The sequence below is a fragment of the Solibacillus sp. FSL W7-1464 genome (genome assembly GCF_038004425.1).
Lineage (GTDB): Bacteria > Bacillota > Bacilli > Bacillales_A > Planococcaceae > Solibacillus.
Genome location: NZ_JBBORC010000001.1, coordinates 3,795,693 through 3,817,166, shown reverse-complemented (window position 1 = coordinate 3,817,166; position 21,474 = coordinate 3,795,693). Strand labels below are relative to the sequence as shown.

General features: G+C 40.4%; 20 protein-coding genes and 2 other annotated features. All 20 genes read left to right on the top strand.

The genetic code is table 11. The features are described from left to right. Positions 1-225 precede the first annotated feature (225 nt). The 20 genes from MKZ25_RS19100 to MKZ25_RS19005 all read left to right on the top strand — a co-directional run bounded on the left by MKZ25_RS19100 (position 226) and on the right by MKZ25_RS19005 (position 21,455). Complete coding sequence (locus MKZ25_RS19100; protein WP_340802848.1) at positions 226-1,299, top strand: PIN/TRAM domain-containing protein; 1,074 nt, start codon at positions 226-228, stop codon at positions 1,297-1,299. Between the two features lie 13 nt (positions 1,300-1,312). Further along, entirely contained in the window at positions 1,313-1,993 is a 681-nt protein-coding gene (gene ispD, locus MKZ25_RS19095; RefSeq protein ID WP_340802847.1) for a 2-C-methyl-D-erythritol 4-phosphate cytidylyltransferase, read from the top strand. Between the two features lie 121 nt (positions 1,994-2,114). Beyond that, positions 2,115-2,591: a 2-C-methyl-D-erythritol 2,4-cyclodiphosphate synthase gene (gene ispF / locus MKZ25_RS19090; protein WP_251690903.1), complete on the top strand. Its 477-nt coding sequence runs from the start codon at positions 2,115-2,117 to the stop codon at positions 2,589-2,591. A gap of 253 nt (positions 2,592-2,844) precedes the next feature. Beyond that, positions 2,845-4,305, top strand: a complete 1,461-nt coding sequence (gltX, locus tag MKZ25_RS19085) for a glutamate--tRNA ligase (RefSeq protein WP_340802846.1) — start codon at positions 2,845-2,847, stop codon at positions 4,303-4,305. A gap of 99 nt (positions 4,306-4,404) precedes the next feature. Beyond that, positions 4,405-4,626 (top strand) — a binding site (T-box leader). An 86-nt stretch (positions 4,627-4,712) separates the two neighbouring features. Next, entirely contained in the window at positions 4,713-6,116 is a 1,404-nt protein-coding gene (cysS, locus tag MKZ25_RS19080; protein WP_340802845.1) for a cysteine--tRNA ligase, read from the top strand. After that, positions 6,117-6,530, top strand: coding sequence for a Mini-ribonuclease 3 (locus tag MKZ25_RS19075; RefSeq protein ID WP_340802844.1), 414 nt, complete (start codon positions 6,117-6,119; stop codon positions 6,528-6,530). Between the two features lie 2 nt (positions 6,531-6,532). Beyond that, on the top strand, positions 6,533-7,396 hold the full coding sequence (gene rlmB / locus MKZ25_RS19070; RefSeq protein WP_340802843.1) for a 23S rRNA (guanosine(2251)-2'-O)-methyltransferase RlmB: 864 nt from the start codon (positions 6,533-6,535) through the stop codon (positions 7,394-7,396). A 4-nt stretch (positions 7,397-7,400) separates the two neighbouring features. Then, complete coding sequence (locus tag MKZ25_RS19065; RefSeq protein ID WP_008407006.1) at positions 7,401-7,913, top strand: NYN domain-containing protein; 513 nt, start codon at positions 7,401-7,403, stop codon at positions 7,911-7,913. 70 nt (positions 7,914-7,983) lie between these two features. Beyond that, on the top strand, positions 7,984-8,631 hold the full coding sequence (gene sigH, locus MKZ25_RS19060) for an RNA polymerase sporulation sigma factor SigH (protein ID WP_340802842.1): 648 nt from the start codon (positions 7,984-7,986) through the stop codon (positions 8,629-8,631). A 77-nt stretch (positions 8,632-8,708) separates the two neighbouring features. Beyond that, complete coding sequence (rpmG, locus tag MKZ25_RS19055; RefSeq protein WP_340802841.1) at positions 8,709-8,855, top strand: 50S ribosomal protein L33; 147 nt, start codon at positions 8,709-8,711, stop codon at positions 8,853-8,855. A gap of 40 nt (positions 8,856-8,895) precedes the next feature. Then, entirely contained in the window at positions 8,896-9,081 is a 186-nt protein-coding gene (gene secE, locus MKZ25_RS19050) for a preprotein translocase subunit SecE (protein ID WP_008407002.1), read from the top strand. Between the two features lie 183 nt (positions 9,082-9,264). Beyond that, entirely contained in the window at positions 9,265-9,804 is a 540-nt protein-coding gene (nusG, locus tag MKZ25_RS19045) for a transcription termination/antitermination protein NusG (protein ID WP_340802840.1), read from the top strand. A 180-nt stretch (positions 9,805-9,984) separates the two neighbouring features. After that, on the top strand, positions 9,985-10,410 hold the full coding sequence (gene rplK, locus MKZ25_RS19040; RefSeq protein ID WP_008406998.1) for a 50S ribosomal protein L11: 426 nt from the start codon (positions 9,985-9,987) through the stop codon (positions 10,408-10,410). A 132-nt stretch (positions 10,411-10,542) separates the two neighbouring features. Then, a complete protein-coding gene (gene rplA / locus MKZ25_RS19035; RefSeq protein WP_340802839.1) occupies positions 10,543-11,241 on the top strand; it encodes a 50S ribosomal protein L1 in 699 nt (232 codons plus the stop codon). A gap of 74 nt (positions 11,242-11,315) precedes the next feature. Further along, positions 11,316-11,462: a sequence feature (ribosomal protein L10 leader region), on the top strand. A 32-nt stretch (positions 11,463-11,494) separates the two neighbouring features. Further along, a complete protein-coding gene (gene rplJ / locus MKZ25_RS19030) occupies positions 11,495-11,995 on the top strand; it encodes a 50S ribosomal protein L10 (RefSeq protein ID WP_340802838.1) in 501 nt (166 codons plus the stop codon). A 72-nt stretch (positions 11,996-12,067) separates the two neighbouring features. Continuing rightward, complete coding sequence (gene rplL / locus MKZ25_RS19025) at positions 12,068-12,430, top strand: 50S ribosomal protein L7/L12 (protein WP_079523499.1); 363 nt, start codon at positions 12,068-12,070, stop codon at positions 12,428-12,430. 196 nt (positions 12,431-12,626) lie between these two features. Next, a complete protein-coding gene (locus MKZ25_RS19020; RefSeq protein ID WP_340802837.1) occupies positions 12,627-13,229 on the top strand; it encodes a class I SAM-dependent methyltransferase in 603 nt (200 codons plus the stop codon). 243 nt (positions 13,230-13,472) lie between these two features. Continuing rightward, a complete protein-coding gene (gene rpoB, locus MKZ25_RS19015) occupies positions 13,473-17,027 on the top strand; it encodes a DNA-directed RNA polymerase subunit beta (protein WP_340802836.1) in 3,555 nt (1,184 codons plus the stop codon). A gap of 315 nt (positions 17,028-17,342) precedes the next feature. Continuing rightward, positions 17,343-21,023, top strand: a complete 3,681-nt coding sequence (rpoC, locus tag MKZ25_RS19010) for a DNA-directed RNA polymerase subunit beta' (RefSeq protein WP_340802835.1) — start codon at positions 17,343-17,345, stop codon at positions 21,021-21,023. Positions 21,024-21,203: 180 nt separating this feature from the next. After that, on the top strand, positions 21,204-21,455 hold the full coding sequence (locus tag MKZ25_RS19005) for a ribosomal L7Ae/L30e/S12e/Gadd45 family protein (RefSeq protein ID WP_340802834.1): 252 nt from the start codon (positions 21,204-21,206) through the stop codon (positions 21,453-21,455). Positions 21,456-21,474 lie beyond the last annotated feature (19 nt).

Sequence of the window (21,474 nt, the reverse complement as noted above, 5' to 3'; positions counted from 1 at the left end):
AGTTGATTAAACTATAGATAGTGAGAATTTAGATTGAAGTACGTCATATTTGAATTAATATTGTGTAAATCTAACTAAAAAAAATAGGGAATAAGCTTAAAAAATGGGTAAAATCCTAATATTGGAATGTAGTTGGCGATTGTGATTTATTTGACTTGCTTTTGGTACCTGTGCTTCGCATGAATGAAACTTTAGATGTATAATTATTAATTGGAGGTGAAACAAATGTTGAAGAAAATAATTCAAGTAGCATTTTTATTTATCGGTGGAGCATTAGGCCTTATTTTCTTACCGCCCTTATATGCATTCATGAACTTATCATCCAATCCTTGGCTTAATAATCCATACTTCAGTGTTGCGATAGGTGCTGCTTTGTTATTCGTTTTATCTTTTGCATTATCTGATTACTTTGTAAAATTGATTACTTGGTTAGAAGAGGTATTATTCAAATTACCGGCAGCGGATTTACTGTTTGGTACGATCGGTCTAATCGTAGGACTGTGTGTAGCAACATTGGTCGGTGTCGCAATCAATCAAATGAACATTCCCGTTATTACTGCTGTTGTACCTGCTATTTTATCCATTGTTCTTGGCTATCTCGGCTTCCGGCTCGGTTTCAGTAAACGGGATGAGCTGTTGCAGATATTTTCCGGGAAATCCACGAAAAAGCGTCAAAGTGACGGGTCTGTAAAGGAAGTTCAGGAGCAGTATAAATTACTTGATACGAGTGTCATTATCGATGGCCGTATTGCCGATATTTCTGCAACAGGCTTTGTTGAAGGGATTCTGGTCGTTCCCCAGTTTGTATTGACAGAACTCCAGCATATTGCGGATTCATCTGATACATTGAAGCGTACACGCGGTCGCAGAGGTCTGGATATTTTAAAACGTCTTCAGGACGAACGTGCTTCGAAGGTACTTATTACAGAAGTTGATTTTGAAGATGTATCTGAAGTGGACTTGAAGCTGGTTCGCTTAGCAAAAAACATGAGTGCTCAAATATTGACGAATGATTTCAACTTAAATAAAGTTTGTGAACTGCACCGTGTACAAGTATTGAATATTAATGATTTGGCAAATGCAGTGAAACCGGTCGTTATTCCGGGTGAAGATATGCAAGTCGTTGTCATTAAAGACGGAAAAGAACACAATCAAGGTGTTGCGTATTTAGATGACGGAACAATGATTGTCGTAGAAGGCGGACGTAGCTATATTGGACAGGCGATTACAGTTACGGTAACAAGCGTACTTCAAACATCAGCAGGGCGAATGATTTTCGCCAAGCCAAAAGAGAATTAGGATGTGAAGCATTTTGCGTTATGAAGTCGTTTTGCCGGCAGCAGGAAGCGGAAAGCGCATGGGCGCCGGACAAAATAAATTATTTTTAAACTTAATGGATAAACCAATTTTAATTCATACACTTCTTGTTTTTGAACAAGATGAAAACTGTACGGGAATTTGGCTTGCAGTAAAAGATGGGGAACGGCTATTTATTCAGTCGCTCATCGAAAAATATAATATTGCAAAAGTAAAAGGTATGCCTACAGGTGGTGAAGAACGCCAACATTCAGTGCATGCATGCATAAAAGAGATGCGTGCAGTGGATGTTGTCCTTGTTCACGACGCTGCACGTCCTTTTATTACAATTCCGAAGATTACCGAGCTTGCAAAAGTTGCTTATGAAAAAGGGGCAGCTATTGCAGGGGTTCGGGCAAAGGATACAATGAAGATCGTCCATAATGGCCTAATTAAAGAAACGGTTGACCGTGAGTCTTTATGGATGGTTCAAACACCGCAAGCGTTCCGTTACGATCTACTGGCTGAAGCTGAGGACGTAGCCGAAAAATCAGGTTTTTTAGGAACGGATGAAGCGATGCTCGTGGAGCGTTTAGGGCATGATATTCATATTGTGGAATGCAGTTATGAAAATGTAAAAATGACAACGCAGGAAGATCTGGTTTTTGGAGAAGCTATTCTAAATCAACGAAAATAGAAGCTATCTAAAAAAGAAAACAGGTTTGCGGCGCTTTTTCCGGGCAAATTGATTATACTAATGATAATGAGATTAGCAGAAAGAAGGTGAAGGCTAGTTTACTTTGTAGGCTAGCAACAATATGTTTCGAATTGGACAAGGATTTGACGTTCACGAATTTGCAGAAGGACGTCCATTAATTTTAGGTGGTATTACAATTCCTCATGAGCGCGGCTTAGTAGGTCATTCGGATGCCGATGTACTTTTACATACAGTAACAGATGCGGCATTGGGTGCAATTGGTGAAGGGGATATCGGCCGTCACTTCCCTGATACGGACCCGGAGTGGAAAGATGCCGATTCAGCGAAGCTGCTCGAATACATTTGGAAGATGGTTGAAGAGCGCGGATATAAATTAGGCAATGTGGATTGTACGATTATGGCACAGCGTCCAAAAATGGCTCCATATATTTCACAAATGCAAAACCGAATCGCACAATTATTGAATGCGGAACCTTCGCAAGTAAATGTAAAAGCGACAACAACAGAGAAGTTAGGTTTTGTTGGCCGTGAAGAGGGAATCGCAGCAATGGCAACGATTCTGTTAGTTAAAGCATAAAGAGAAACTTCTATTAGCGGGGGTTTTTTCCATCCCCCTACGGATTGTTAGTTATAAAATTGAGGGCGTGTGTCAAAAATCGGCACACGCTACTTTAATTTAACAACTTACAGTGGTAGAATGGTTAAAGTTTAAAAGACATCTATTGTGCCGATATTGGACAATATAATGTCCGTTCATATACATATAAAAGTAAACTTTTTATATGCGAAAAAGGTCGAGCGTTTTGACGCTAAAATTAGGAGGCAATATTATGACGAAAACAGTTCGCGTTCGTTATGCACCATCGCCAACAGGATTCTTACATATCGGTGGCGCACGTACAGCTTTATTCAATTATTTATATGCAAAACATCACAACGGTACTTTTGTAGTACGTATTGAAGATACAGATATCGAGCGTAATGTAGAGGGCGGGGAAGCTTCTCAACTTGATAACTTACGCTGGTTAGGCATTATGCCGGATGAGTCCATTGATATCGGCGGCCCATATGCACCTTACCGTCAAATGGAGCGTCTTGATATTTATAAAGAACATGCAGAAAAAATGCTGGAAAATGGACAAGCGTATAAATGTTTCTGTACTTCAGAAGAGCTAGAAGCATCACGCGAAAAACAAAAAGCACAAGGTGTTGCTGCACCTGCATATGACGGAAAGTGCCGTCATTTAACAGCAGAGGAAGTTGCTGAAAAAGAAGCTGCTGGTATCCCGCACACAATTCGTATGCGTGTTCCTGAGAATGTTACGTATCGGTTCACTGACTTAGTTCGCGGTGAAGTATCGTTCGAATCAAAAGATGTCGGCGACTGGGTACTTGTAAAAGCAAACGGTATCCCAACTTACAATTATGCGGTAGTGCTGGATGACCATTTCATGGAAATTACACATGTATTCCGTGGGGAAGAGCATTTATCAAACACACCAAAACAAATGATGATCTTTGACGCATTCGGATGGGAATATCCGCAATATGGCCATATGACATTAATCGTAAATGAAGAGCGCAAAAAATTATCGAAACGTGATGAGTCGATCATCCAGTTCGTTACACAATATAAAGACCTTGGCTACTTACCTGAAGCGATGTTTAACTTCTTTGCTTTACTTGGCTGGTCACCTGAGGGAGAAGAAGAAATCTTCTCACACGATGAATTTGTAAAGCTGTTTGATGAAAAGCGTTTGTCGAAATCACCATCAATGTTCGATAAAACAAAATTAACATGGATGAACAACCAATATATTAAAAAAATGTCTCATGAAGAGGTAGTTGCTTTAGCATTGCCACATTTGCAAAAAGCAGGTCTGCTTCCGGAAGAGCTATCGGAAGAGCAACGTGCATGGGCTTCTGATTTAATCGCCCTTTACCATGAGCAAATGAGCTTCGGGGCAGAAATCGTAGAATTATCGAGCCTATTTTTCACAGAAGAAATTGCATATGATGAAGAAGCAAACGAAGTGTTAGCGGGTGAAACTGTGCCGGTTGTTATGGCTTCATTTAAAGCTCAATTAGAAGCTTTAGAATCTTTTGATGCCGCTTCAATTAAAGCAGCAATTAAAGCTGTGCAAAAAGAAACGGGCGTAAAAGGTAAAAACCTGTTTATGCCAATCCGTGTTGTGACGACTGGTCAAACACATGGACCGGAATTGCCGAATGCCATCGCTTTAATCGGCAAGGAAAAAGTAATTGCCCGCGTGGAAAAATTTGCAGAGTAATCCATTTTAAAAATTGGGGGCTTTCTTCCTGATTTCCAGAATGGATAAAATGATTGATTTTTCTGAAAATAGATGTAAAATGAATGTAATTCTATAAATGATAGCACGTTGAGAAGGAGAAGTACGCTGCGCACCCCTTATTAGAGAGGATCACCACCGGCTGAAAGTGATCCAGGTTAAGGCAAAGCTGAAATGCACCTTTGAGTATTTAACTGAACTTGAAGTAGGTTAAATCGATTTGTCCGCGTTACAGGACTTCAAGCGGAAAAAGTATTGATACTTTTTCAACCAGAGTGGAACCGCGCATCTAGCGTCTCTGTCACCTTCTTAAGGTGATGGAGGCGTTTTTTTAATGAAATGACAAATTAACCCAATGAATAAGAGTACAATGTAAAAGGAGAGGCAATATGACGATTCAAATTTTCAATTCGTTGACAAGACAAAAAGAACCATTTATTCCGTTGGAGGAAGGCAAAGTAAAAATGTATGTATGCGGACCGACTGTATACAACTACATTCATATTGGAAACTCCCGTCCGGTAATCGTCTATGATACAGTACGCCGCTATTTACAGTATGCAGGCTATGAGGTGAAATTCGTTTCGAACTTTACCGATGTGGACGACAAAATTATTAAAGCAGCAAATGAGCTAGGCGAAGAGACTTCTGTCCTGACAAATCGTTTTATTGCTGCTTATTTTGAAGATATTACGGCACTGGGATGCCAAAAAGCGGATGCCCATCCACGTGTGACAGAACATATGGATGATATTATCGAGTTTATTAAAGTGCTGATCGATAAAGGCTATGCATATGAATCCCAGGGCGATGTTTATTATCGTACTCGTAAATTCAATGGCTACGGTAAGTTAAGTCATCAATCGATCGATGATTTAAAAGTCGGAGCGCGTATTGAAGCGGGCGAGAAAAAAGAGGACCCGTTGGATTTCGCATTATGGAAAGCAGCGAAAGCAGGAGAAATTAAGTGGGCATCACCATGGGGAGAAGGACGACCTGGATGGCATATTGAGTGTTCTGTAATGGCGCGTGAGCATTTAGGAGATACAATCGATATTCACGCAGGCGGACAGGATTTAACATTCCCTCACCATGAAAACGAAATTGCCCAATCTGAAGCGCATAATGACAAAACATTCGCGCGTTATTGGATGCATAATGGCTATATTAATATTGATAATGAAAAAATGTCGAAATCACTGGGCAACTTTATATTAGTGAATGATATCCGCCAGCAGATCGACCCGCAAGTATTGCGTTTCTTTATGCTGTCTGTACATTACCGTAATCCGATCAACTTCGCTCAGGATTTGGTGGAGGCAGCGAAAAATGGTTTAGACCGCATTCGCACATCCTATACGAATGTGGAGCACCGTCTCTCATCTTCTGCAAGTTTAGGGGAGAACAGTGAGCAATGGCTTGGAAAAATCAGCCAGATTAAAATTGATTTCGAAAATGCGATGAATGATGACTTCAATACAGCAAATGCGGTTTCGGCACTATTTGAACTTTCCCATATTGCCAATGTGTACTTAAAAGAAGCGAATACGGATAAAGAAGTATTACAGGCAATTTTAACGATGTTTGATACAATTGGGAATGTACTAGGTATTCATATAAAAGTGGAAGCAGGCTTACTCGATGAAGAAATCGAGGCACTGATCGAGGAACGTAACCAAGCCCGAAAAAATCGTGATTTCGCTCGTTCGGACGAAATCCGCGACCAGCTGCTGGGCATGGATATCGTACTTGAAGATACTCGTCAAGGTACACGCTGGAAACGAGGACAGTAAATGCAAAATTTAACACCCCATGATGTCATACAGCTAAATGCACTGGCGCTCGCCTATATGGGCGACGCCGTGCTGGAACAAAGAATTCGGGAACATTTAATATTGTCGGGCCGTGCGAAGCCTAACACACTTCATAAAGAAGCGACGAAATACGTTTCAGCCAAGTCCCAGTCCAATATTGTACATCGCATGATCGAAGAAAATTATTTAACAGAAGAAGAGCAAGCTGTTTTCCGTAGAGGACGCAATGCCAAATCAGGATCTGTTCCGAAAAATACAGATGTACGCACATACCGTAATAGCTCAGGGTTTGAAGCGGTTTTAGGCTTCCTATTCCTTTGCAAAGAACATCATCGCGCAAATGAAATAATCGATTACGCAATCGAAATTGTTGAACAGGTAAAAGGAGTGTAACTATGGCAGAGAAAAGACAGCAAAATCGTAAACCAAGAGATTTTAAAGGACGCGATAAAAAAGCGGATACTTTTAAAACTCATGAGAAAAAGCAACAAGATAAACCGCAATCTGCCCAGGAAGAAGTAACGGGAGAAATGATTGCAGGGAAAAACCCGGTACTTGAAGCACTTCGCGCAGGCCGTGAAATCAATAAATTATGGATTGCTGAAGGCGTGAAGAAAACAGGTGTACAGGAGTTAATGGACTTGGCGAAAGAGCAAGGTGTCCTCGTGCAGTTTGTACCAAAGCAAAAAGTCGATAAGCTGGCAGAAAATCATCAGGGAATCGTGGCATCGGTCGCGGCATATGACTATGCAGAACTGGATGATTTATTTAACGCGGCGAAGGCCAAAAACGAAGACCCGTTCTTTTTAATATTGGACGAGCTGGAAGATCCGCATAACCTAGGATCAATTATGCGTACAGCAGATGCAATCGGTGCACATGGAATCATCATTCCAAAGCGTCGCGCAGTCGGTCTGACAGCAGTTGTTGCTAAAGCTTCCACAGGTGCCATCGAGCATGTACCTGTTGTGCGTGTGACCAACTTAGCCCAAACGGTGGATGAGCTGAAAGAACGTGGTGTATGGATTGCCGGAACAGATGCAAAAGGGTCGGCAGATTATCGTAAAATGGATGCAACATTACCGCTTGCGTTAATTATTGGTAGTGAAGGTAAGGGAATGAGCCGTCTATTAAAAGATAAATGTGACTTCTTATATCACTTACCAATGGTCGGTCATGTAACATCATTGAACGCTTCCGTAGCTGCGGCATTACTTATGTATGAAGTGTACCGCAAACGACAAGAAGCTAACGGATGAGGTCATGCAGAACATATTGCTAGTAGACGGCTATAACATGATCGGTGCATGGAGTGAGCTTCGTCCTTTACGCGAGCCTCACTTTGAAGATGCACGTGATCGGTTAATTGAACGAATGGCGGAGTATAAAGCACATACAGGCTGGCGCGTTATCGTTGTATTTGATGCCCATCTTGTCCCGGGTACTGAGCAACTGTATATTCAGCATGCCGTGGAAGTGCTTTATACACGTAAAAACGAAACAGCGGACGAGCGCATTGAAAAACTATCGAACGAATTAAAAGGGCGGAAAATCCAAATACATGTAGCAACATCCGATATGACAGAACAAAATGTTGTATTTGGTCACGGTGCATTAAGAAAATCTGCACGCGAGCTTGAAATTGAAATGCAAATTATTCAATCTAAAATTTCATCCAAAGTAAAAGAATCGACCGACGAAAAACCGGCCTCAAGGATTAAGCTATCTAAAGAAGTAGAACTGCAGTTTGAAAAATGGAGAAGAGGGCTCAAGTAATAGATTGCCCGTTATTTCCAATTAAGTTATACTATTCCTAATTATTCTAGCGTAACTGAGGTGATTTTCATTGCTTAAAAGTGAGAAGTTGCAAATAGTACTACGTTTTGAACATTTGACAGATGAAGAGCTTGTAGAACAAGTGCATCTAGGCAATACAGATGCGCTAGATTTTTTGATTTCAAAATACCGATTGTTTGTTAAAGCGAAAGCACGGTCGTATTTTTTAATTGGTGCGGACAAAGAAGATATAATTCAAGAAGGAATGATTGGTTTATATAAAGCGATTCGGGATTTCAAGGAGGACAAGCTGGCGTCATTCCGTGCCTTTGCAGAACTTTGCATTACACGGCAAATTATTACGGCGATTAAAACGGCTACTAGACAAAAGCATATTCCGCTAAATTCATATGTTTCTCTAGATAAGCCAATTTACGATGAAGAATCAGAGCGTACGCTGATGGATATTATTACGAGCCCGATTTCGGATGACCCGGAGTATTTGATGATCAATCGTGAAGATTATCTTTATTTGGAAGAGAAAATGGGTGAAGTATTAAGCGAACTCGAACAGCAAGTGCTCGTTCGTTATTTGGAAGGGCAATCTTATAATGAAATTTCTGAAGAATTGGACCGCCATGTAAAATCCATCGATAATGCATTACAGCGGGTGAAGCGCAAATTGGAGCGTCATCTTGAACTAAAAGAAATGACTTAAACACCACGAGCCTTTATTGACAGTGGGAAATTTAGGTGTTAGTCTTTAAAGGACAAACTGCCGAAAAGGTGATAAACATGGCAAAGAAAGTCGTTTTAAGTTGTGAAAAATGCGGTTCAAGAAACTATAGCGTCCCGAAAAAAGAAGGGGCGACCGAGCGTTTAGAACTGAAGAAATTTTGCTCTCACTGCAATGAGCATACAATGCATAAACAAACGTTATAGATGAAAATAGATTAATTCGTTGTTCGGAGGTTAGGCAAAGATGAGTAAAGTAACAAACTTTTTACAAGAAGTCGGCTCGGAAATGCGCAAAACAAGTTGGCCGAAAAGTAAAGAGTTAACTAAGTATACGGTAGTAGTAGTTTCTACAGTTATCGTGATGGCGTTATTCTTTACAGCAATAGATTTAGGGATCTCGGAATTATTCCGTTGGTTCTTGTCTCTGTAAGCTATATCATGTTAATATTTCGAAATAGCCCGTCCATGCCATATAACGGGTTTTTTCATTTGTTAAAAAGTGCTAACAGCTAAATTATTTAAAGAAATAGATTATTGAAGTTCTGTGAACGGGGGAATATATACCCTAACACACTTAATGTAAAGGAGGGACGGACGATTTAGTCCTACCTATATGGAGAAAAATTGGTATGTTGTTCATACGTATTCCGGTTATGAAAACCGAGTGAAAGCAAATCTTGAAAAACGCGTGGAAACGATGGGAATGCAAGATAAAATTTTCCGTGTAATCGTAGCTGAACACGAAGAAATCGATGTAAAAGAAGACGGTAAGAAAAAAGCGGTAATGCGAAAAATTTTCCCGGGTTACGTTTTAGTAGAATTGATTATGACGGATGATGCTTGGTATGTTGTGCGTAATACGCCTGGTGTTACAGGATTTATCGGTTCTTCAGGCGGTGGTGTAAAACCGACTCCGTTATTACCGGAAGAAGCGGAACGTCTGCTTGCGCAAATGGGTATGAACGAATCCTTATTAGGTGAAGTGGAGATTTCTGTTGGTGAAGTTGTAGAAGTTCTTGAAGGACCTTTTGCACACTTCCAAGGCCGCGTAGAAGAAGTAGATTACGACAAAGCGAAATTAAAAGTTCTTGTTGATATGTTCGGTCGCGAAACGGTAATGGAGCTAGACTTTAACCAAGTTCAAAAAATATAGAATTATTTATACTTGATTAAGCAATTTAAAAGTGTTATCATTTCAAAGGTCAGACTGTCCAGGTTTTGGGCGTGTGATTATAATTAGTTTTAATGTTATCGGCAAGTTAGCTGACGAACAGATATTTGAGTGGGAGGGGCAACCCAATTACCACATCACGGACTTAAGGAGGTGTGTCTCGTGGCTAAAAAAGTTATTAAAGTTGTAAAACTTCAAATCCCTGCTGGTAAAGCAAACCCAGCGCCACCGGTTGGTCCTGCATTAGGTCAAGCAGGTGTAAACATTATGGGATTCTGTAAAGAATTTAACGCTCGTACTGCTGATCAAGCTGGTCTTATCATTCCAGTTGAAATTTCAGTATTTGAAGACCGTTCATTCACTTTTATTACGAAAACTCCGCCAGCTGCAGTATTACTTAAAGTAGCTGCTGGTATCCAATCTGGATCTGGTGAACCAAATCGTAAAAAAGTTGCAACGGTTAAACGTGATAAAGTTCGCGAAATCGCTGAACAAAAAATGCCAGACCTTAACGCTGCTTCAGTTGAAGCTGCTATGTTAATGGTTGAAGGTACTGCGCGAAGCATGGGTATTACGATCGAAGACTAATCCCGTCTTCAACACTTGATGATGTTTTTGTTTTTGGAAGGTTGCTGCACTCGGATACATGTTTGATGAGTGCGCAACCTTTATTCGTGGGAGGTCAAATCCGTTACAACCACAATCAAGGAGGAAATTATAATGGCTAAAAAAGGTAAAAAGCTGCAAGAAGCAGTTAAGTTAATCGACCGCGCTACTTTATACTCTGTTGAAGAAGCAGTAGCATTAGCGCAAAAAACAAGCACTGTAAACTTCGACGCAACAGTAGAAGTAGCATTCAAATTAGGTATCGATACTCGTAAAAACGACCAACAAATCCGTGGTGCGGTAGTATTACCACACGGTACTGGTAAAACTCAACGCGTATTAGTTTTCGCAAAAGGCGATAAACTTAAAGAAGCAGAAGCTGCTGGCGCAGACTATGTAGGCGATGCAGAATACATCCAAAAAATCCAACAAGGTTGGTTTGATTTCGATGTAATCGTTGCAACTCCTGACATGATGGGTGAAGTTGGTAAATTAGGTCGTGTATTAGGTCCTAAAGGTTTAATGCCAAACCCTAAAACAGGTACAGTTACATTTGACGTAACAAAAGCAATCGAAGAAATCAAGGCTGGTAAAGTAGAATACCGTGCTGAAAAAGCTGGTATCATCCACGCACCAATCGGTAAAGTTTCTTTCGAAACAGAAAAATTAGTAGAAAACTTCTTAGCAGTATTTGAAGTAGTTCAAAAAGCTAAGCCAGCTGCATCAAAAGGTACTTACATGAAGTCTGTAAATGTTACAACTACAATGGGTCCTGCTGTAAAAGTTGACGCTGCTAACGTAACAGTTAAGTAATTTCCGATTTTTTAAAAATCGTAAAATAAAATTTGTTGACAACGCACCTCTTACTTGGTAAGATGAGTGCTGTTGTGAATCATCCATTTGTACCGTAGACAGTAGGGGTGCCATATGCACTTAATGATCCTACCGAGGACATAGGAGTTCGGATTCTTTTTAAGATGATGTACTTTCAGCCTCTATGTCTATTGTTGATATAGAGGCTTTTCTTTGTCGGTATAAATGACTCATTCTAATAGGAGGTGTCATCATGAGCAAAGCAATCGAAACTAAAAAAGTTCAAGTTCAAGAAATCGCTGATAAATTCTCTGCTGCTGGTTCTGTAGTAGTAGTAGATTACCGTGGTTTAACTGTAGCGCAAGTAACTGAATTACGTAAGCAATTACGTGAAGCAGGTGTTGAGTTCAAAGTTTACAAAAACACTTTAACTCGCCGTGCTGCTGAAGCTGCTGGTTTAGAAGGAATCAATGAATTCTTAACTGGTCCTAACGCTATCGCATTCTCTAACGAGGACGTAGTAGCTCCTGCTAAAATTATTAACGAATTCGCTAAGAAAAACGAAGCGTTAGAAATTAAAGCTGGTATCATCGAAGGTACTGTGGCATCAGTTGAAGACGTTAAAGCTCTTGCAGAACTTCCATCTCGCGAAGGTCTATTATCAATGCTTTTATCTGTACTTCAAGCTCCAGTGCGCAACTTCGCACTTGCAACAAAAGCTGTTGCAGATCAAAAAGAAGAGCAAGGCGCTTAATAGTAGCCTCATAACTTCAAAAATCAGGCAAACTGCCTAAAACTAATAAACATTCCATAGGAGGAAATTAAAATGAACAATGAGCAAATCTTAGAAGCTATCAAAGCTATGACAGTTCTAGAATTAAACGATTTAGTAAAAGCAATCGAAGAAGAATTCGGTGTAACAGCTGCTGCTCCAGTAGCAGTAGTTGCTGGTGGTGCTGCAGGCGCTGCTGAAGAAAAAACTGAGTTTGACGTAGTACTAGCTTCTGCTGGTGGAGAAAAAATTAAAGTAATCAAAGTGGTTCGTGAAATCACTGGTTTAGGCTTAAAAGAAGCTAAAGAAGTTGTAGATAACGCTCCTAAAGCTCTTAAAGAAGGCGTTTCTAAAGACGAAGCTGAAGCTATCAAAGCTAAACTTGAAGAAGTTGGCGCTTCAGTAGAAGTTAAATAATTTCAGTTTAACTTTAATTGCTAGGCTCTGAGCTTAGTTTAATAAGGAAAGCTCGTCACAATTTTGCGGCGGGCTTTTCTTTATTTAACTTTTGTGGATATAAAGATATTGATTGATTTTTATAGGAATCCACATGAAAAGACATCATTTTGCACAAATTAGCGCAAAATGTATTTTTTCTAAGGAGGCGTGTTGCATGTCTGAACATTATTATTCAAATAAGCCTCAAACTGAGAGTAAACCACGCCAATGGAAATTCACTTTATTAGGCAATACATTTACGTTTGAAACGGATACGGGTGTATTCAGTAAAAGCGAAGTAGATTTTGGTTCCCGTGTACTAATCGATGTGTTTGAAATGCCTAAAATTGATGGTGTTTTGCTTGATGTAGGTTGTGGCTATGGACCGATCGGATTATCGATTGCAAAAAACAACCCTGAGCGTGAAGTATACATGATGGATATTAATTCACGAGCAGTTAGTTTGTCTCAAAAAAATGCCCAGCTTAACGGGGTTCAAAATGTACGTATTTTTGAAAGCGATGGATTAGCCGCTGTTGAACCTGGAATGAAAGTAGCCGCAGTATTAACAAATCCTCCAATTCGTGCTGGTAAAGAAACAATCTTCAAGTTTTATGACGGTGCATATGAATTGTTAGCGGAAAATGGTGAGCTGTGGATTGTCATTCAGAAGAAGCAAGGGGCTCCATCAACGATGAGTCATTTAGAAGAAATGTTTTCAGAAGTAGATGTCGTTGAGAAGAAAAAAGGATATTGGATTATTCGTGCAAAAAAATAAGTAAGATTAGTTTCCAATATTGACTTGACAAATCGAGTATGATAACATAATAAAATGCAAAATTATTATTTTGAGGTAGTATGCCCTTTTGCATTAAATATTCAAAGTTACGGGTATACTTCTAAGAATAAGTTAAGTTTAACCGAAAATGAGGTTTAAAAAAAGTCTCGTTTTCTTTTTGTCTTTCGAAATCATACACTATTTGTATGTTTTTGCAAAGACCTATTATCGCTTTATTGAGGGGTGAATGAGTTGACAGGTCAACTAGTTCAGTACGGACAACACCGCCAGCGTAGAAGCTTTGCGCGTATTAGTGAGGTGCTGGAACTTCCGAATCTAATCGAAATCCAAACAGCATCTTATGAGTGGTTCCTTGAAGAAGGGTTGCGCGAGATGTTCCACGACATTTCTCCAATCGAAGATTTTACAGGTAATCTTTCATTAGAATTCGTCGACTATACTTTAGGAGATCCTAAGTATGATGTGGATGAGTGTAAAGAGCGTGACGTTACTTATGCTGCACCATTACGTGTAAAAGTACGTTTGCACAACAAAGAAACAAACGAAGTGAAAGAGCAAGATGTCTTTATGGGTGACTTCCCATTAATGACAGAAACAGGTACGTTTATTATTAACGGTGCTGAGCGTGTTATCGTTTCACAGTTAGTTCGTTCTCCAAGTGTATACTTCCACGAAAAAACGGATAAAAACGGTAAAAAAGGCTTTGGTGCAACGGTTATTCCTAACCGTGGTGCATGGCTTGAATATGAAACAGATGCTAAAGACGTTGTATATGTACGTATCGATCGTACACGTAAATTACCGGTAACAGTACTTTTACGTGCATTAGGTTTTGGCTCGGATCAAGAAATTTTAGATATCATTGGAGACAATGAATATTTACGTAATACGTTAGAAAAAGATAATACGGAAGGTACTGAAAAGGCCCTTCTTGAAATCTACGAACGTTTACGTCCAGGTGAACCACCAACAGTTGAATCTGCGAAGAACTTATTATATTCTCGCTTCTTTGACGCAAAACGCTATGATTTAGCGAATGTTGGTCGTTACAAAATGAACAAAAAGCTTCACATCAAAAATCGTTTATTCAACCAAACGATTGCAGAAACATTAGTGGATCCTGATACAGGAGAAATTATCGTAGAAGCAGGTACATTATTAGACCGCCGTAATTTGGATAAGTTAATTCCTTATTTGGAGAGTGGTGTAGGTTTCCGTACATTAAACCAAGTTGGTGGTGTATTGGAAGATGATATTACAATCCAGTCGGTTAAAATCTTTGCACCAAATGATGAAGCACAAAAAGAAATTAACGTTATTTCAAACGCCTATGTAGATGAAGAAGTGAAAAATATTACTCCGGCCGATGTATTGGCTTCTGTATCTTACTTCTTCAACTTATTATATGACGTTGGTAACACTGATGATATTGACCATTTAGGTAACCGTCGTTTACGTTCTGTTGGTGAATTACTGCAAAACCAATTCCGTATCGGTTTATCTCGTATGGAACGTGTAGTACGTGAGCGTATGTCAATTAACGACACAGCTGCAATCGTACCACAACAATTAATCAATATCCGTCCTGTTATCGCTTCAATTAAAGAGTTCTTCGGTAGCTCTCAATTGTCTCAGTTCATGGACCAAACTAACCCATTAGCAGAGTTAACGCATAAGCGTCGTCTATCTGCATTAGGGCCTGGTGGTTTAACACGTGAGCGTGCTGGTATGGAAGTACGTGACGTTCACTACTCTCACTATGGCCGTATGTGTCCGATCGAGACTCCAGAGGGACCGAACATCGGTCTTATTAACTCATTATCTTCATTTGCAAAAGTTAACAAGTTTGGCTTCATCGAAACACCGTACCGCCGCGTTGATCCGGAAACAGGTGCTGTAACGAGTGAAATCCATTACTTAACTGCTGACGAAGAAGATAACTATGTAGTTGCACAAGCGAACTCAATCTTAAATGAAGACGGTACTTTCGCGAATGAAGAAGTTGTTGGACGTTTCCGTGGTGACAACACAGTATTCTCTAAAGATCGTATCGACTACATGGATGTATCGCCTAAACAAGTAGTATCTGCTGCGACAGCGTGTATTCCGTTCTTAGAAAACGATGACTCAAACCGTGCGTTAATGGGAGCGAACATGCAACGTCAAGCTGTTCCGCTACTATATCCAAACGCACCATTCGTTGGAACAGGTATGGAGCACGTAGATGCACGTGATTCAGGTGCTGCTGTAGTAGCTAAATTCGATGGTATTGTTGAACATGTAGAAGCACGTTCAATTCACGTACGTCGTATTGAGTCAGTAGATGGTAAAGAAGTAAAAGGCGATTTAACAAAATATAAATTACAAAAATTCATTCGTTCTAACCAAGGTACATCTTATAACCAACGTCCAATCGTAAAAGTTGGCGACCGTGTAAAACCTCGTGATATTTTAGCTGATGGTCCATCTATGGAAAAAGGCGAATTAGCACTTGGTCAAAACGTACTTGTTGCGTTCATGACATGGGACGGCTTCAACTACGAGGATGCTGTAATTATGAGCGAACGCCTTGTTAAAGACGATGTATATACTTCTGTTCATATTGAAGAATATGAATCAGAGTCTCGTGATACTAAGCTTGGACCTGAAGAAATCACACGTGATATTCCAAACGTGGGTGAAGATGCACTTCGTAACTTGGACGACCGCGGAATTATCCGTATCGGTGCAGAAGTTCGCGACGGTGACATTCTAGTAGGTAAAGTTACGCCTAAAGGAGTTACAGAGTTAACTGCGGAAGAGCGTTTATTACATGCTATCTTCGGTGAAAAAGCTCGTGAAGTACGTGATACGTCTCTACGTGTACCACACGGAGCCGGCGGTATCATTTTAGATGTTAAAGTATTCAACCGTGAAGACGGCGATGAATTACCACCAGGTGTAAACCAATTAGTTCGTGCTTATATTGTTCAAAAACGTAAAATCCGCGTTGGTGACAAAATGGCCGGACGTCACGGTAACAAGGGTGTAATTTCACGCATCTTACCGGAAGAGGATATGCCGTTCATGCCGGACGGAACACCAGTAGATATCATGCTTAACCCACTAGGGGTACCTTCTCGTATGAACATCGGACAAGTGCTTGAGCTACACTTAGGTATGGCTTCTCGTTACTTAGGAATTCACATGGCGTCACCAGTATTCGATGGTGCCAATGAAGCCGATGTTTGGGAAACGATGGAAGAAGCTGGTATGAACCGTGACGGTAAAACAATTCTTTATGATGGACGTTCAGGTGAGCCATTCGATAGCCGCGTTTCTGTTGGTGTCATGTATATGATCAAACTAGCGCACATGGTTGACGATAAACTTCATGCACGTTCAACTGGACCTTACTCATTAGTTACGCAACAGCCGCTTGGTGGTAAAGCACAATTCGGTGGTCAGCGCTTCGGTGAGATGGAGGTTTGGGCACTAGAAGCATACGGTGCTGCTTACACGTTACAAGAGATTTTAACTGTAAAATCGGATGACGTTGTAGGTCGTGTGAAAACATACGAAGCAATCGTAAAAGGTGAAAGTGTTCCAGAACCAGGTGTTCCAGAATCATTTAAAGTATTAATTAAAGAACTTCAATCATTAGGTATGGATGTGAAGATGCTTACAATCAACGACGAGGAAGTGGAATTACGCGACCTTGACGATGAAGATGAAGTAGCTGCACCAGTCGAAAGATCTAATGATAAAGAAGAAGACCCAGTAGAATCATTTGAATAACTTCAATTGAATCGGGCAGGTATATGCCCTGCCCGGTTTTCTTATATTCATTCAGCGAGAGTCACTCGCTGAATGAACATATGGCCTCGGGCAGATGTCACAGATTTTTAAAGGGAGGATGCCAGCCTAAAAACGTCGCGTCGTGCGACAAAGGCTGACTGACCCACGTCCTGTGGGCCTAAAATCTGGACGCAATTACGCCGGGGCGTAATTGATTGAAAATGCAAGTTTCATTATGGCCTAATATGAAATTTTGTAAGTGTAGAGCTACATTAAAAGTCATTTACGACTTATAACTAAAGGGAGGTAGGCTCCTTGATCGATGTTAATGAATTTGAATATATGAAAATTGGTTTAGCTTCACCTGACAAGATCCGTTCTTGGTCATACGGAGAAGTAAAAAAACCAGAAACAATTAACTACCGTACATTAAAACCAGAAAAAGATGGTCTATTCTGTGAACGTATCTTTGGACCAACAAAAGACTGGGAATGTCACTGTGGTAAATATAAACGCGTACGTTATAAAGGTGTCGTTTGTGACCGTTGTGGCGTAGAAGTAACGCGTTCGAAAGTTCGCCGTGAACGTCAAGGACATATCGAACTAGCAGCACCTGTATCACATATTTGGTACTTCAAAGGTATTCCAAGCCGTATGGGTCTTATTTTAGATATGTCTCCACGTGCATTGGAAGAAGTAATTTACTTTGCTTCTTATGTAGTAGTCGAGCCGGGTCAAACGTCTTTAGGCTATAAAGACTTACTTTCTGAAAAAGAATACCGTGCATACCGTGAAAAGTATGGCAGCGAATTCGAAGCAGCAATGGGTGCTGAAGCGATTAAACGTCTTTTAGAGAAAATTGACTTGGAAGATGAAACACAAGTTTTAAAAGAAGAATTGAAATCTGCACAAGGCCAACGCCGTACACGTGCGATCAAACGTTTAGAAGTAGTAGAATCATTCCGTAACTCGGGCAACAAACCAGAGTGGATGATTTTAGATGTACTACCGGTAATTCCGCCAGAGCTTCGTCCGATGGTGCAATTAGATGGTGGACGCTTTGCTACATCTGACTTAAATGACCTTTACCGTCGTGTTATTAACCGTAACAACCGTTTAAAACGTTTACTTGACCTTGGTGCACCAAGCATTATCGTACAAAACGAAAAACGTATGTTACAAGAAGCGGTTGACGCATTAATCGATAATGGTCGTCGTGGTCGTCCTGTAACAGGTCCTGGTAACCGTCCTTTAAAATCACTTTCACACATGCTGAAAGGGAAACAAGGTCGTTTCCGTCAAAACTTACTTGGTAAACGTGTAGACTACTCTGGTCGTTCGGTTATCGTAGTAGGTCCTAACTTAAAAATGTACCAATGTGGTCTTCCAAAAGAAATGGCAATCGAACTATTCAAACCTTTCGTAATGAAAGAGTTGGTAGAACGTGGCCTTGCCCATAACATTAAGAGTGCAAAACGTAAAATTGAGCGTTTACACAACGAAGTTTGGGACGTATTAGAAGATGTAATTCGTGAGCATCCGGTATTACTTAACCGTGCACCGACATTGCACCGTCTTGGTATCCAAGCATTCGAGCCTACACTAGTAGAAGGCCGTGCAATTCGTCTTCACCCATTAGTATGTACAGCTTATAACGCTGACTTCGATGGTGACCAAATGGCGGTTCACGTTCCATTATCAGCTGAGGCACAAGCAGAAGCTCGCTTACTTATGTTAGCAGCGCAAAACATCCTTAACCCGAAAGACGGGAAACCGGTAGTAACTCCATCTCAGGATATGGTATTAGGTAACTATTACTTAACACTTGAGCGTGAAGGTGCTCGCGGTGAAGGAGCAATATTTAATGATTCAAACGAAGTGTTAATCGCCTACCAAAACGGTCATGTACATTTACACTCTCGTATTGCAATTAAAGCAAGCTCATTAAATAACCCGACATTTACAGAAGAACAAAATAAAATGTTCTTGTTATCGACTGTAGGTAAAGTAATCTTCAATGAAATTTTACCACGCTCATTCCCTTATATTAATGAGCCTACTTCAGTCAACTTAGAGCAAAAAACACCTGAAAAGTACTTCGTGAACTTAACAATTGACGAAGAGCTACTGAAAGAAATCGAAGCTACAGAAGGCTATGCTGATTTATCTGAATCAGAAAAAGTTGAAGCACAACGCCGCGCTATTTTAGCGAAGCACTTCACAAATATGCCTGTAGTAGATCCTTTCCGTAAAAAATTCTTAGGAAATGTTATTGCTGAAGTATTCAAAGAGTTCCACATTACAGAAACTTCTAAGATGCTTGACCGCATGAAAAACTTAGGTTTCAAATATTCTACTCGTGCTGGTATTACAGTAGGTGTATCTGACATCGTCGTATTACCGGATAAAGGTGTAATCTTAGATGAAGCCCAAAGCAAAGTAGACAAAGTAATGATCCAGTTCCGCCGCGGTTTAATTACTGAGGAAGAGCGTTATAACCGAGTTATTAACGTATGGACAGCTGCCAAAGATGAAATTCAAGGCAAGCTGATGAAATCTTTACAAAAAACTAACCCGATCTTCATGATGTCTGACTCTGGTGCCCGTGGTAACGCATCGAACTTTACACAGTTAGCTGGTATGCGTGGTCTGATGGCCAACCCGGCTGGTCGTATTATCGAGTTACCAATCAAGTCTTCATTCCGTGAAGGTTTAACAGTATTAGAGTACTTCATCTCTACACATGGTGCGCGTAAAGGTCTTGCCGATACAGCACTAAAAACTGCCGACTCAGGTTACTTAACTCGTCGTTTAGTAGACGTGGCACAAGATGTTATCGTTCGTGAAGACGACTGTGGTACTGACCGCGGTTTATTAATCGGTTCATTAATGGAAGGAAACGAATTGATCGAAGCGTTAGACGAACGTATTGTTGGTCGTTACGTGAAGAAAACAGTTCGCCATCCGGAAACAGGAGCGGTTATCGTAGAGCGTGATGGTTTAATTACACAAGATATTGCCCGCGTAATCGAGGATGCAAATATCGAAGAAATTACAATCCGTTCTGCATTTACATGTAATACAAAACACGGCGTATGTAAAAAATGTTACGGTATGAACTTAGCTACTGGTGAAGAGGTAGAAGTTGGTGAAGCAGTTGGTATTATTGCGGCACAATCTATCGGTGAGCCAGGTACACAGTTAACGATGCGTACATTCCATACAGGTGGGGTAGCCGGTAACGATATCACACAAGGTCTTCCACGTATCCAGGAAATTTTCGAGGCTCGTAACCCTAAAGGTCAAGCAGTCATTTCTGAAATTACTGGTACAGTAATCGAAATCGAAGAAATTCGTGAAGGTCTTAAAGAAGTAACGATCCAAGGTGATGTGGAAACACGTAAATACCAAGCACCTTACAATGCGCGTCTAAAAGTAGCAGAAGGCGACACAATTGTAGCGGGTCAAACATTGTCTGAAGGTTCTATCGATCCGAAGCAATTATTAAAAGTTAAAGATGTATCGACAGTTCAAGAATATTTATTAAAAGAAGTTCAGAAAGTATACCGTATGCAAGGGGTAGAAATCGGAGACAAACACATCGAAGTAATGGTTCGCCAAATGCTTCGTAAAGTGCGCGTGATTGAAGCAGGCGACACAGAGTTATTACCAGGATCGCTTCTTGATATTCACCAATTCTCTGAGGCAAATGCTGAAGCAGTACTTAGCGGTAAAACACCAGCTACTTGCCGTCCTGTCATTTTAGGTATTACAAAAGCTTCTCTTGAAACAGAATCATTCTTATCAGCTGCATCATTCCAGGAGACAACACGTGTGTTAACGGATGCTGCAATTAAAGGTAAACGTGATGAGCTTCTAGGTCTGAAGGAAAACGTAATTATCGGTAAACTAGTTCCGGCTGGTACAGGTATGCAACGTTATCGTCAAATCCGTATGGAGCAAGAAGAATCAGCAGAAGCAATTACAGCTGAATAGCATTCTATAACGAAGAGATCCCGGCTGAGACCATTCTTGGTCGGGAGATTTTCTTTGGAATTTCCTTGGATTAAATATTAACCAACATACTTTCAAAAGAAATCTGTTGACAGTGTAAGTTTGGAATGATAATATATTGAAGGTTGATAGTTAACTGTCTGTACTTAGGAGGATATGAAAATGTCTTACGATCAAGTAAAACAGGCCAGTAAAACAATCATAGGTATAAAGCAAGCAGTGAAAGCAATGTATGCTGGACAAGTAACAGCTCTTTTTGTCGCAATCGATGCAGACAAATGGGTAACCGATCCGGCCATTCTTCTCGCGAAAGAAATCGGTGTACCAGTCAAATACGTCGATTCAAAGAAAGAACTTGGTAAAGCTTGCGGCATTCATGTTGGAGCTGCAGTTGTTGCGATTACTGCGATGTAGTTTTTGTGTAAAATGCACA